General features: G+C 37.2%; 14 protein-coding genes. 9 read left to right on the forward strand and 5 right to left on the reverse strand.

What is annotated here, in order from left to right; genetic code table 11:
* The 3 genes from DNJ77_RS07650 to DNJ77_RS10220 all read left to right on the forward strand — a co-directional run.
* A partial coding sequence (locus DNJ77_RS07650) for a hypothetical protein (RefSeq protein WP_116964407.1) occupies positions 1-406 on the forward strand: 406 nt, incomplete at its 5' end.
* Positions 399-857, forward strand: a complete 459-nt coding sequence (locus DNJ77_RS07655) for a hypothetical protein (RefSeq protein ID WP_116964408.1) — start codon at positions 399-401, stop codon at positions 855-857. The genes DNJ77_RS07650 and DNJ77_RS07655, both read left to right, overlap by 8 nt.
* Before the next feature lie 296 nt (positions 858-1,153).
* A complete protein-coding gene (locus DNJ77_RS10220; RefSeq protein ID WP_116964409.1) occupies positions 1,154-1,264 on the forward strand; it encodes a DUF2247 family protein in 111 nt (36 codons plus the stop codon).
* A 35-nt stretch (positions 1,265-1,299) separates the two neighbouring features.
* Here DNJ77_RS10220 and DNJ77_RS07665 read toward each other — a convergent pair whose 3' ends face one another.
* The 4 genes from DNJ77_RS07665 to ubiG are packed head-to-tail and all read right to left on the reverse strand — an operon-like array spanning position 1,300 to position 4,452.
* On the reverse strand, positions 1,300-2,304 hold the full coding sequence (locus DNJ77_RS07665) for a hypothetical protein (protein WP_157966647.1): 1,005 nt from the start codon (positions 2,302-2,304) through the stop codon (positions 1,300-1,302).
* Between the two features lie 60 nt (positions 2,305-2,364).
* Positions 2,365-3,129, reverse strand: a complete 765-nt coding sequence (locus DNJ77_RS07670) for a hypothetical protein (RefSeq protein WP_116964411.1) — start codon at positions 3,127-3,129, stop codon at positions 2,365-2,367.
* Positions 3,105-3,791 carry an HAD family hydrolase gene (locus DNJ77_RS07675; RefSeq protein ID WP_157966648.1) on the reverse strand — a complete coding sequence of 229 codons (687 nt, stop codon included), beginning with the start codon at positions 3,789-3,791 and terminating at the stop codon, positions 3,105-3,107. The genes DNJ77_RS07670 and DNJ77_RS07675 overlap by 25 nt, the downstream gene beginning before the upstream one ends.
* Positions 3,754-4,452, reverse strand: a complete 699-nt coding sequence (ubiG, locus tag DNJ77_RS07680; RefSeq protein ID WP_116964413.1) for a bifunctional 2-polyprenyl-6-hydroxyphenol methylase/3-demethylubiquinol 3-O-methyltransferase UbiG — start codon at positions 4,450-4,452, stop codon at positions 3,754-3,756. Before ubiG ends, DNJ77_RS07675 begins: the two co-directional genes overlap by 38 nt.
* A 275-nt stretch (positions 4,453-4,727) precedes the next feature.
* On the opposite strand from ubiG, the gene DNJ77_RS07685 reads away from it, so the two are divergent.
* From DNJ77_RS07685 to aroE, 4 genes are read left to right on the forward strand one after another with little or no spacing between them, the layout of a single operon-like run.
* Complete coding sequence (locus tag DNJ77_RS07685; protein WP_116964414.1) at positions 4,728-5,810, forward strand: ornithine cyclodeaminase; 1,083 nt, start codon at positions 4,728-4,730, stop codon at positions 5,808-5,810.
* Positions 5,811-5,851: 41 nt separating this feature from the next.
* Entirely contained in the window at positions 5,852-7,123 is a 1,272-nt protein-coding gene (locus tag DNJ77_RS07690) for an arginine deiminase (RefSeq protein WP_204723377.1), read from the forward strand.
* 27 nt (positions 7,124-7,150) lie between these two features.
* The gene (gene ctlX, locus DNJ77_RS07695) at positions 7,151-8,068 is read left to right on the forward strand and encodes a citrulline utilization hydrolase CtlX (protein WP_116964415.1); all 918 of its coding nucleotides are present in this window, start codon (positions 7,151-7,153) and stop codon (positions 8,066-8,068) included.
* Between the two features lie 17 nt (positions 8,069-8,085).
* Positions 8,086-8,883 carry a shikimate dehydrogenase gene (gene aroE / locus DNJ77_RS07700; RefSeq protein ID WP_116964416.1) on the forward strand — a complete coding sequence of 266 codons (798 nt, stop codon included), beginning with the start codon at positions 8,086-8,088 and terminating at the stop codon, positions 8,881-8,883.
* On the opposite strand, the gene DNJ77_RS07705 is transcribed toward aroE, so the two are convergent.
* Positions 8,880-9,809, reverse strand: a complete 930-nt coding sequence (locus DNJ77_RS07705) for an RluA family pseudouridine synthase (protein WP_116964417.1) — start codon at positions 9,807-9,809, stop codon at positions 8,880-8,882. The genes aroE and DNJ77_RS07705 overlap by 4 nt on opposite strands.
* Before the next feature lie 279 nt (positions 9,810-10,088).
* Between DNJ77_RS07705 and DNJ77_RS07710 the strand changes: the two genes are divergently transcribed.
* Both DNJ77_RS07710 and tdh read left to right on the forward strand, forming a co-directional pair.
* Positions 10,089-11,282: a glycine C-acetyltransferase gene (locus DNJ77_RS07710; RefSeq protein WP_116964418.1), complete on the forward strand. Its 1,194-nt coding sequence runs from the start codon at positions 10,089-10,091 to the stop codon at positions 11,280-11,282.
* Between the two features lie 12 nt (positions 11,283-11,294).
* Positions 11,295-12,344, forward strand: a complete 1,050-nt coding sequence (tdh, locus tag DNJ77_RS07715) for an L-threonine 3-dehydrogenase (protein WP_116964449.1) — start codon at positions 11,295-11,297, stop codon at positions 12,342-12,344.
* The last annotated feature ends 260 nt before the right edge of the window (positions 12,345-12,604 follow it).

Genomic DNA, 12,604 nt, shown 5'->3' on the forward strand with positions numbered 1-12,604 from the left:
AATGCTACTGGCAAAAGTCGTGGCACCCAAGCTTATTGCGGAGAGTGTTAAGGCAAGTGTTGCAACTGGGAAAATAACTCAAGCTAGCCATGAAGCAGGTAAAATACGTGAGTTTGTGACTACTGTTCCAAAAGGGGCACAAAATCCCAAAGTGCGAGATGCGTTACGAAAAGGACAACAAGCTCATAAAGATCGTCAATATCTAGAGGGATTTGAGAAAGAGGCTCTGTTGCCTTCAGGTAAACGCATGGATGCTTATAACCGTGAAACGAAGGAGATCATTGAGTTAAAGCCAAATAACCCTAGAGCAATAAAACAGGGAGAGAAACAAGTTGAAGGTTATTGTCATGAATGTAATCAGGTGAATGGTCAGGGACATACCGGATGGGTTGAAACGTATGATTAGTCGCAAACCAGTACTGCACAAAGTAAAGTGGGAAAATCTCTTCTCTCTTGATATTCCTGATGCATGGACCTTCCATGAAGAAGATGACGTCATTAGTTTGTTTGACGATAAAGATGGTGTTGGTGTAATACAGATATCCTTTGCTAAACGCAAATCGCAACAAGAACCAGCTGCTCAAGAAGCTATAGATTTTGCGACGAGCTATGCTTCACAGCGTGGATGGGCTATCTCAACGAAATCTGTGCATGCTTTGAATGTTGGTCTTGGAAAGGCTCCTGCATCTGAAATTTCTGCACAAGAAGACATTGATGGAGAATTACATTATTGGCGTGTATGGCATGTTATGGGGAAAGAGCGAATGGCATTTATTACCTATACTTGTTTGATATCAGACAAAAACACAGAAGCAACGTTATGTGATTTAATCATTGGTTCTTTTGAGTGGATGTGATCAAGGGAATGTGACCTATCAATGCTTTATAGATGGTGGTGTCATCAATGGCATTGAAAACCAGAGAATATCTAAGGTTCCCTGATATGAAGCTGACCCATTCCATATTCATTCATTCGTGAGTGTGTCTTATTGTCATGGCGGGATGCACTTTGGGGATACGAGCGTCAGTTGATTGGCTAGTCAGACATTGTTGCCACTGCCGAGAATCGGCTATTGCTTGGTTCAGATAATCCGATAGAGATTTCTTGTTTGCTTAGGAAAGTTAAAAACTCAACAGGTCGGAGAATTGCTTCGTGTACTATAAACCAGCAATCGATGGGTATGATCCAAGCCGGCACAGCATTGAAGAGAATAAAGCAAGATTGCTTTCAAAGTGGGGGCACTATCTTTCTGAAACAAGGTAGGATATTGGAATATCCAAGTAACTGTTTTATAAGTTTTAATTATTTGCAACTGAAACCGTCGCACCACTAACGGAAAGCATACAAATTAAATCACTATTTTGTGCACTTTGACAACTTGATATAGGGAACGAGAAACTAATATTTGTAGTGGTATTAACGGAATTTGTAATTTGGGCATAAAGCCTAGCTATTTGATAGTTTGAAGCTTTACCATCAACGGTGATGCTCGTTAATGCGTAACTCGAAGAACCACCAGTTAGTTGGTCAGTTGAAAGGTTTGTCGCGTTACTGGACATGGTCAAAGCACTACCACAATTTACATAGTTTTGATTACAGAATTTAATGGAAGTGTAAGTTGGACTTGTACCACTGCTACTACCTATAATTCTAAGGTTAATCGCATTATCGGAGGAAATATTGGCAAAAGGATCAATGAAAGCATTGTTTTCTTTGGCAATACCATAGACATAACCCTTTGAATTTACTGCTTTTAAAGTAGCTTGAAACTTAGTAGATGAACTCGTGCTACTTATTGGATAGTAGCCGCCATAATTAGTATTATTGTAGGGATTGGAATAGCTTGAGTTTGAACCAGATGATAAGGTGTCATTAGCTATTTTTTGATCTTGCTCACTATTTTGATCTTTATTAAGGTATGGGTTGTCTGAATTCTCAGTGCTTTTATCGACGCTAGTTTGTTGGCTATAAGGATTATTGCTTTGATCAGAGATAGGCGCACCTCCTGGGACAAAGATCGGACTATTCATTGCTTCTCTATCCAGTGGGAGTAAGTTCTGTATAGTCTTAGGCATTTGAGGAGTAGCTACGTTTGGTTTGGACAACTGGATCAATTTTAATGACTGAGTTAAGGCTTCTATTTCTTGGTTGATTTTTTGCAATTGCAAAATTTGTTCTTTTTCTTTTGCTGCCAGTGCAATATCTATACTTTTAGTATTTTGTGTAGCTGCAATTGCTTGACTTTCAGCATTAGCTAAATTCATCAAAAAGCTTAATAGCAGCATCCAACTTATTCTTTTCACAATCACTACCTTATAAAAAGGGCTAAGGTAGATTTAATTGTACAAGAACAGCGCTACAGATCAAAGCTTTGATGCAAAACTTGCAGTAAATAACAATAATAAAGGCGAAATAACAATACTTTGCCTAAACGGATTGTCTACTTTTTTAATAAATTTTTGGGCGCTCACTAATTGTAGTTTATTGAGGGTGATAAATGGCATGAGGGATTTATCAAAGGGTTTTAGCTGTTGTCGTAATAACTTGGCTTTAGTTAATACATTATGAGCAATTTCACGAAACACACCTTGATCAACTTGTGGCGTAAGTCTTGCGTCTAAGCTTATGTTTCTTGAGTAATGCTTTCCAATTAATAATAAATGTCGGATTAATTGATCCGAAGCGTTGAGGGTGCTGACTTTTTGTCGATCAATACAACCAAGCAATTTTGCTTTAAGGCTTGCTACTCCTAAAAAACTGTCGCTTAAATCATTTTCAAGTTGTTGTTGTCGCCCTTTAGCAATTGTTTGCAGTGCGTAGTTTAAGTCATGGTTTAACCACAATACTAAATCTTCCGCTCTAAAATATTTTACAACAAAATTGAGTAATGGATGATTTAGCATCTTACCTGTTTTAAGTTTTTCTAGCTCAGTTTGCCACCACTGTAGTTTTTTCAAAGCAGGATAGGGTTCTTGATAAAACTCTGACGCTTTGATCCATTGGTGTTTTAATTGGTCAAGTGCATACAAAACCTCAATTTTTTCGTTATCAAGCCGTCGATAGGCATAATAGTAAATACTACCATAAACGGGTTTATTCCCCTCTAGGCATTCATATAAGTAATCCACGTGATTAACTGCTCCACGTTTGAAATTTTTAAATCATATTCCTGTACAGTCAATTTAACTGCTTCATAACCGTAATTAGCAAAGATGCGGTAGCATCCTGCGTATTTAGCTGCACACATATCGGTTTTCGCATCGCCAACATATGCTGTGCACCTATGTGAGACATTAAGCTTTTGCATTGCATATAACAATGGCATTGGATGTGGTTTTTTATATGTCAAATCATCTGCACATACTACAATTGCAGCGCTTTCAAACAAGGGGAGTTTGGGTAACACAGCTTCGGTCAAAACCCTTGTTTTACTTGTTACCACACCCCATTTGATTGCTTTTTTCTGTAAAGTTTCAAACAATTCACGCACGTTGGGGTAACTTTCTGTTGTATCTTGTGCATGAGTTTGATAGTGCCAAAATGCCGTTTCTTTTAAGCTTATAAGCTCATCTTTTGTCAATTTACCATTGATTTCTTTAAACAAAAACTCAACTCCTCTGCCTGCATGTTTAAGAAGTGTTTGTTCTTCAAATGCCACTTGCAAATTGTGTGCTATAAATGCATAACGAATGGCATTGAAAATGCCGGTTGAAGAATCTAATAATGTCCCATCTAAGTCAAATAATATAAGCTTAAGCTTGTTTCTTAAATGCGATGATATAATTGACATCGGCATCGCCTCCAAGTGACAGCGTTTTTGTCAAAAAATTGTAATGAACACCTTTGATTTTAATTGCTTGCAAACCATATTTTCTTGCAGCCTTAATAAGCTCCATCGGTTTGATATACTTGGCATATTCATGAGTACCTTTGGGGATTAAATTCATTACATATTCTGCCATGACGATCGATAACAAATAGGATTTTAGATTGCGGTTTAAAGTAGAAAAGAACAACCAACCGTCATTTTTTACAAGCCTCGCACATGATGCAATGATACTTTCTGGATCTGGCACATGCTCTAGCATTTCCATACAAGTAACAACGTCAAAGTTATTGGTTTCTTGTTGGGCTAAGCTCTCCACCGTTTGCTGCAAATAACGAATGTCTAAACCAGACTCCAATAAGTGTAATTTAGCTATGCTTAATGAAGCTTCTGCTAAATCTAAGCCTGTTACATAAGCACCTTTATAAGCCAAGCTCTCAGTCAAAATCCCACCACCACAACCGATATCAACAACCCTTAAATCATTCAGCTTGCCAACGCATTGCTCTATAAATTGAAGTCGCAATGGATTGACTTGATGCAAGGTTCTAAACTCGCCATCTTCACACCACCATTGATGCGCTAATGCGCTAAACTTATTAATTTCAGATTGATCTACATTCATAAACAAAGGTGTGTTTGCAAAATATATGCCATCATAACAAAAATAAATAGCTACGGGATACCCATCACCAACTTTTTATTATCAGTGTTGGATTTTATTGTTAAGAATGCTACAGTGGGCTTCATTTGCTTAATTCTAATTGCTATTTTAAATTATTAAATTTATAGTTTCCTTTGTTATAAAATTACAATGACTGTGATGGGACGATTAAAAAGTTCACCTCTTTAAAATTTTAAAGTGCGTAAGTCTAGTAAATAAGGAAAAGGAGGAACAAAATGATTAAAGTTATTTCAGTTGAAAAGCTTGCTGAGCTCATACATAAACATGGGTTAAAGCAATATTTTATTGATTTAATGGCAACCTTAAAAGGCGACTTTTTGCGTTGGCAAGAATTTGACAAAATCCCACGCCCAGCTTTCCATGTACCAGATGGGGTGATAGAACTTATGCCAACGGCAGACAAACAACTGTTTGCCTATAAATATGTCAATGGTCACCCTAAAAACCCATTACAGAACAAGCAAACCATTATTGCAACGGGACAGTTGTCGAAAGTTTCTGATGGACATCCATTACTTATTTCTGAAATGACAGTTTTAACTGGTTTAAGAACAGCAGCAACAGCAGCCCTAGCTACTGATTATTTAGCACGTAAAGATGCTAAAACCCTAGCACTTATTGGTACTGGTGCGCAAAGTGACTTTCAAGCCTTGGCAACAGCTCTTGTACGAGATATCAAAACGATTCGTTATCATGATATCGATCCAAAAGCGATGTGTCGCTTTGAGAAAAATATGCAGACTTATAATTTTGAATTGGTTCCATGTAAAAGCAATGAAGAAGCCATTAAAGGTGCAGATATCGTTACTGTGTGCACAGCATGCAAGGCGCACGCTATTGTGATTGAAAATGACTGGGTTAGACCTGGCGTGCATATCAATGGTTTAGGTGGAGATTGTCCAGGCAAAACTGAGCTAGATAAATCCATCTTAACACGTGCTAAAGTCGTAGTTGAGTTTTTTGAACAATCTTTTATTGAAGGTGAAATTCAGTGCTTTACTGAGCAAGAGGCTAAAAAAGTTGTTTATGCTGAGCTGTGGGAATTAATTGAAGGACAAAAACAAGGACGAACTTCAGCCGATGAAATTACAGTTTTTGATTCGGTTGGCTTTGCCTTGGAAGATTTTTCGGTGTTAAAACTCACTTACCAATTAGCAGAAAAATATGATATTGGCGTGCCAATAAACATGATTCCAGTTTTAAAAGATCCAAAAGATTTATTCTCGGTGCTTAATGACTATGGAGATAATCAGGCACTTCAAATACATCAAACAGCACAAACAGTTGGCTCAATATAAACCTTTTTGATAATTAAATATTAAGAAAAATTGGAGAAAGTATGTTTTATGAAACCGCTACAAGTCAAGGTTTGGAAGGTGTGAGTATGCCAGATACCAAAATTGACTTAACTATATCTAGTGAGATTGCACCATTAAAAACGATTTTATTAAAAAGACCTGGAAAAGAATTATGTAATTTAACTCCTAATAATTTAGAAGAATTGCTTTTTGACGATATCCCTTATTTAGAAAATGCACAAAAAGAGCATGATGTATTTGCTAATATATTAAGGCAGCAAGGTGTAGAGGTTTTATATCTAGAAGATTTAGCAGGAGAGGTTTTAGATAATCAAATACTAAAAGCAGAGATAATCAATACTTTTCTTGGGCTATCAGGGATAAGAAACGTAAATATTGTAGATGGTTTAAGGGCATACCTTAGTCAGTATTCTGGAAAAGAGTTGTGTCAACAACTTATGTCTGGTTTAAAACGCAATGAAATTAAATTATCAGACATGGGTTTAAGCACACAAATCGCACGTAAGGATGACTTTTGGCTTCATCCAATTCCAAATTTATATTTTACACGTGATCCTGGAGTAGTATTTGGTAACATGGCTTGCCTAAATAGCATGTATGCAGAAACAAGAAGAAGAGAAAGTATTTTTATTGAAAGTGTACTTAAACATCATTCACGGTTCAGTAGAAACCTGACACTAGATTTGCGCTTAAATCATGGATCAATAGAAGGTGGTGATATAATTGTTTTAGATAAAAATACACTGGCTATTGGTGTTTCACAACGCACATCAGCACAAGCGATTGAACAATTAAGCCATCAACTGTTTTTTGATGATAGACTGAAAACCTCACACACTATTAAAAAAATCTTAGCATTCAAAATTCCAGTAAGTCGTGCATTTATGCACTTAGATACAGTATTGACTCAGATTGATTACGATAAAGTAACGATGCACAGAGGAATTGTACATAAAACAACTATATACCGTCTTTCTGCTGGAGATTCCCAAACGGTTAAATGTGATGAATTAACAGGTGATATCGGTAAAATTTTGTCGGAAGAGCTCAGTAGAGAGATCGAAATTATTTATTGTGGAGGCGAGGATACAATTACAGGTTCACGCGAACAGTGGAGTGACGGCGCAAACACTTTGGCACTTAGACCAGGTGAAGTCTTTGTGTATCAGCGTAATGCTGCAACGAACAGACTATTACAAGAGAAAGGGATTAAAGTTTATGAAATCCCATGTTCAGAATTATCTAGAGGAAGGGGGGGGGCCACGCTGTATGTCGATGCCACTCGTGCGTAAAGAGATGTAGTCAAAGGTTAATATTATATGAATAGAATTGCAAATACAGTTGTCATGGTTCCGCCAACACACTTTGCTTTTAATGAGCAAACTGCTGTGAACAATACGTTTCAGAATAAACTGAACTTAAGTGAATCAAAGCTTACTCAGCAAGCAATGACTGAATTTAATGATATGGTGAATAAAATTCGTTGTTATGGAATTGAAGTAATTGTATTACCATCACCTAAAGAAAATACTCCTGATGCGGTCTTTCCCAATAATTGGTTTAGCACGCATGAAATCAAAGACCAGAAATACCTCTATATTTACCCTATGTTTAGCAAGAATCGTCAAGCTGAAGTGCAAGTTGAAGCATTACAAAATGCTTTGCTACAAAAGACGGGGCGTAAATATATCATTCAGGATATAAGAGCTTTAGCAAATGGACGCGCCTTAGAAGGAACGGGAGTGTTTATATTTGATCATACAAGTAAAACGGCTTTTCTTGCCTTATCTGAGCGAGCGGATATTGAGCTTGCACGCAAGGTTGTTGAAAAATTAGGTTATAAACTTGTTACCTTTAGCAGTACAGACAAAAATGGCAAGCCAATTTATCATACTAATGTCATGCTTGCCATTGCCGACAAATTTGCGGTTATTTGTTTAGAGGCAATTTCTGAGCAAAAAGAGCGCCTCATGGTACAACAGAAGCTTCAAGCAATTGGTAAAGAGCTAATCGATATTTCTTTTGAGCAGCTTTACCATATGGCTGGAAATGTATTGCAACTTACAAATCAAAAACATGAGAAATATTTGCTGATGTCTAAACAAGCAGAAAATGTGTTGACTGAAGCGCAGAAACAACTCATTGATAAATATTGCCACCGCCTATCGTTTGATATCCCCACTATTGAAACGGTTGGTGGCGGTAGTGTGCGCTGTATGTTGGCAGAAGTTTTCTAAAAATCCATGGGGGATCAATGGCAATACAAAGCATGCTTGATCAATATTACGTGATTGGTTATCCTGTTAAACACACTCTATCACCCAAAATACATAATGAGTTTGCCAGTCAAACGAAGCAAAATATGTGTTATGGAGCACTTGAGGTTTATCCTGATAACCTTGAACAAGCGCTGAATATGCTTAAATTAGATGAGACTGTTAAAGGTCTAAGTATAACTCTACCTTTTAAAGAAAGGTTATATGAATATTGTGATCACTTAGAGCGGTTGGCAGAACAAGCACAAGCAGTCAGCAACGTGATTATCAATAATAAGCGAGAATTTATTGGTTTAAATCTTGATGGGTTGGGGTTAGTTAATGATATTAAAAACAATTTATACTTTCCGATTTACGCTAAAACGATATTAATTATAGGCGCAGGAGGAGCAGTAAAGGGTATTTTAGGTGCATTATTGCAAGAGGGACCAAGTAAAGTTGTGATTGCTAATCGCACACTAGCTAAAGCACAAATATTGGTTGAACGTATACAGTTACATAATACACAGCTAGAAGTCCAAGCTTTAGATGATATTATCGGTAGCTATGACCTTGTAATCAATGCTACATCAGCTAGTATCGATAACCAGCAGCTACCACTCGATTTGACAAACTTTAATAAAGGTGCCTTAGGTTATGATTTGATGTATGCGCAAAATGGTACGGTTTTTACACACTGGTGTAAGCAAAATGGCATTAATGCAGTAGATGGGAAAGGTATGCTCACGGAGTTAAGTAAGATTGCCTTTTATTGCTGGCGAGGTGTAAGAATTTAAAAAGATGAGATGAGTCTAGTACATTCATTATCGTAACTCACTGTAAACTCTCGTCTTTCGCCTGTTTTAGGATCACTGAATTCAAGTTTGGCAGAGTGTAAAAAAAGGCGCTTAAATCCTTGTTGATAAAGTTTTTTATCTTGCTCTTCTACCCCATATTTTTTATCACAAACAATTGGATGATCAAATGCGGCTAAATGAACACGAATTTGGTGGGTACGTCCTGTGTGAGGAGTTGCCTCAACAAGTGTGTAGTCATCAAATTTTTGTAAAATGCGAATGCTTGTTAGAGCATCTTTGCCTTGTATTTTGTCAACTTTGACTACACGCTCGCCATGCGGCAAAAGGTGGCGTTTAAGTGGTAGATCAATTTGCTTGACTTTGTTCGACCACGTACCGTGCACTAATGCATGATAAGTTTTTTGTATTTCACGTTTTTTCAAAGCTTCATGGAAATATGTTAGGATGCTATATTTTTTAGCAATGATCATGCAACCTGATGTTTCTTTGTCTAACCGATGAGCAAGCTCCAGTTTTTTAGCGTATGGACGTAATTGTCTTAAGCGTTCAATCAAACCAGAACTCACGCCTGAACCACCATGTACCGCAACGCCTGAAGGTTTATTAATAATCATATAATCGTCGTTTTCATATAAAATAAGCGACTCAAGGAAGTTCAGATGATCTGCGCTGATTTTTATTGATTTGTGATCATCTTCTAATGTGAACGGTGGAATGCGGATAATATCACCTATTTGGACACGATAGGTTTGTTTGATGCGTTTTTTATTCACCCGCAGCTCACCCTTACGAATCCAACGATAAATCAAAGTTTTTGGCAATTTGCTAAATTGACCGATTAAAAAGTTATCAATGCGCTGACCATTACGATCTGGATCAACATTTAGGTATTGAACTGAAGTCATATTAGTGCCTTTATTTACTCCGACATAAACGCTTGACGTTGTTGGTAAGTGTCTTGCTGATGAAAAACTTTAGTTAAGTGTACCAAAAAAAATAACAAAAATGCTGAGAAAATTGAAATCTGTCCAAAAGCAGATTGTGATCAAGATTTAAAAATCGCGAAGGTAATTATGCTGTGATATTTACTCATAAAGCGATGGAGTGCTCGTAAATTCTTCGACTTTTAAGCGTGGTTGGTTACAATAGTCTGGTTTTATTTAGACTATCAAAAAGGACGCATAATGAATAAAGCATTTTACGATTACCTTAAACAAGGCATTCAAGAAATTAAAGACGCTGGTATCTATAAAGCTGAGCGTATTCTTAACTCTCCTCAGTCTTCAGATATTACCTTAAAAAATGGAGAGCATGTCATTAACTTCTGTGCCAATAATTATTTGGGGCTGGCAGATAATAAAAAACTGATTGAAACAGCTAAGTTAGCATTAGATAAATATGGCTATGGCTCAGCATCTGTACGCTTTATTTGTGGGACTCAAACACCGCACAAAGAGCTGGAAGAGTTGATTAGTGATTATTTGAAGATGGACGAAACCATCGTTTTTCCATCTTGCTTTGACGCAAATGGTGGTGTGTTTGAATCACTATTAAATACAGAGGATGCCATTATTAGTGATCAATTGAATCATGCTAGTATTATTGATGGAATCCGCTTATGCAAAGCAATGCGTTTTCGCTATCAAAACAATCATATGGCAGATTTAGAAACGCAGTTAAAAGCAGCAGATGAAAAAGGTGCGCGCTTTAAGCTGATCGTAACTGATGGTGTGTTCTCAATGGATGGTATTATCACAAATTTAAAGGGCATATGTGATTTAGCCGATAAATATCATGCACTTGTCATGGTTGATGATTCACATGCCACTGGTTTTATTGGTGAAAAGGGACGGGGCACACCAAGCTTTTGTGGGGTTGAAGGTCGAGTTGATATTATCACTAGTACACTTGGTAAAGCATTAGGTGGCGCTTCAGGTGGTTTTGTTGCAGCACGCGCACCAATTGCTGAAATGCTAAAACAAAAAGCACGCCCTTATTTGTTTTCAAACTCTCTGGCACCGATAATTGCAGCAACCTCAATTGAAGCGATTAAGTTAGCAATACATTCAGATGAACGCAGAGAAATCTTACAACGTAATCAAAAGTATTTTAGACAAAAGATGACCGAAGCAGGATTCAACCTTATTCCAGGACAGCATCCTATTATTCCTGTAATGTTATATGAAGAGAAAAAAGCAGCGCAAATGGCAGAACAACTACTTAAAAAAGGTATTTATGTCATCGCATTTTCTTATCCTGTGGTACCAAAAGGCTTAGCACGTATTCGGACGCAGATGTCGGCAGCACATACGGTTGAACAAATCGATAAAACTGTAGCTGCCTTTATTGAAGTTGGTAAAAAAATGGGTGTGATTTAAATGCAAAAAACAATGAAAGCACTATCAAAGCTAAAAGCAGAACCTGGGATTTGGATGACAGAATTACCCATCCCCGAGGTTGGACATAATGATGTATTGATAAAAGTCAAAAAAACAGCGATTTGTGGTACAGATTTACATATTTACTTATGGGATGAGTGGTCACAAAAAACAATTCCAATCCCCATGGCAGTTGGACATGAATTCGTTGGTGAAATCATTGAAGTAGGCTGTGAAGTAAAAGGATTTAAAGTAGGTGATCGCGTATCTGGTGAAGGACACATTACTTGTGGTTTTTGTCGCAACTGTCGCGCAGGTAAGCGTCATCTATGCCGTAATACGGTTGGGGTGGGTGTTAATCGCCAAGGAGCTTTTGCAGAGTACCTAGTCATCCCTGCTGAGAATACTTTTAAAGTGCCAAATTATGTGGATGATGATATTGCCAGCATGTTTGATCCTTTTGGTAATGCGGTACATACGGCATTATCATTTGATTTAATAGGTGAAGATGTATTAATCACCGGTGCTGGTCCAATAGGTATTATGGCTGTAGCCATTGCGCGCCATGTCGGAGCTAAACATATTGTCATCACCGATGTGAACGAATATCGCTTAAATCTGGCAAAGCAATTGGGTGCAGATATCGCACTTAACGTAAGCGTGTATAAATCAGCACAAGAACAAGCTGATGCACTTAAAAAATGTATGCAGCAATTAGGTATGACAGAAGGTTTTGACGTTGGCATGGAAATGTCTGGTAATCAAAGTGCTATTCCAGCAATGATTAAAACAATGAATAATGGTGGCAGTATTGCCATGCTTGGCATCAGTAAGGGAGAGCTCAGTGTACCTTGGAACGATATTGTATTTAAAGGCTTGCATTTAAAAGGCATCTATGGACGTGAAATTTATGAAACTTGGTACAAAATGGCAAGTATGGTGGGCTCAGGTTTAAATATTAGTTCTGTCATTACACACCAGTTTCATATAGATGACTTTATCAAAGGATTTGAATTAATGAAGTCTGGTCAGTGTGGTAAAGTAATTTTGAATTGGAGCTAGAGTCTGTCTCTCCATCTAACTGTGTAAATTTTTCATAATTCCAAATTCTGCCTTCAAATTTGATTAAAAAATGAGACATAGCTTCACTCCAATTGGGAGTATTCAAATAATTGTGTAAATTCATTCCTAGGTTATGATGATAAAAACATATAATCTAGGAACGAAAGACGAGAAATAGAAAACAAAATGAAGCTTTAAATCAAGCGCGTGATCTGATTGTTGATTCAGGCGCTGATCTGTCAAATTTATTTAAATCAGAA

Source organism: Fastidiosibacter lacustris, from assembly GCF_003428155.1.
Classification (GTDB): Bacteria; Pseudomonadota; Gammaproteobacteria; order Francisellales; family Francisellaceae; genus Caedibacter; species Caedibacter lacustris.